This window comes from Paraburkholderia sp. SIMBA_054 (genome assembly GCF_046534875.1).
Classification (GTDB): Bacteria; Pseudomonadota; Gammaproteobacteria; order Burkholderiales; family Burkholderiaceae; genus Paraburkholderia; species Paraburkholderia hospita.
Genome location: NZ_JAWRXV010001044.1, coordinates 1 through 261 on the forward strand (window position 1 = coordinate 1; position 261 = coordinate 261).

1 protein-coding gene is annotated in these 261 nt (G+C 57.9%); it reads right to left on the reverse strand.

Annotated elements, in window-relative coordinates; translation table 11 throughout:
* On the reverse strand, positions 1 to 261 hold a 261-nt coding region (locus tag SB822_RS58335), incomplete at both ends, for a DUF1839 family protein (RefSeq protein ID WP_410859275.1).

Sequence of the window (261 nt, forward strand, 5' to 3'; positions counted from 1 at the left end):
CGGTTGATGGCGATGGTCGTCTTGCCATGTTCCGTGCGATAGCTGACGCCATGCGTATCCGGCATGAAGTAGCTGTCCATTTCGATCATGCAGAGGCGTCCGCGCGCGATCTGCTCGGCGACATGGCTTTCCACACGGTCGAAAATCGCAAGCTCCGTCGCCCGCACTCCATAAAGGGCTTCGAGGTTTTCCAGCGGCACCTTGAAGAAGGTGAACTGGTCGCCCTCGAAATCCTGTGTCAGCGTGAAACCGAGCATGGCT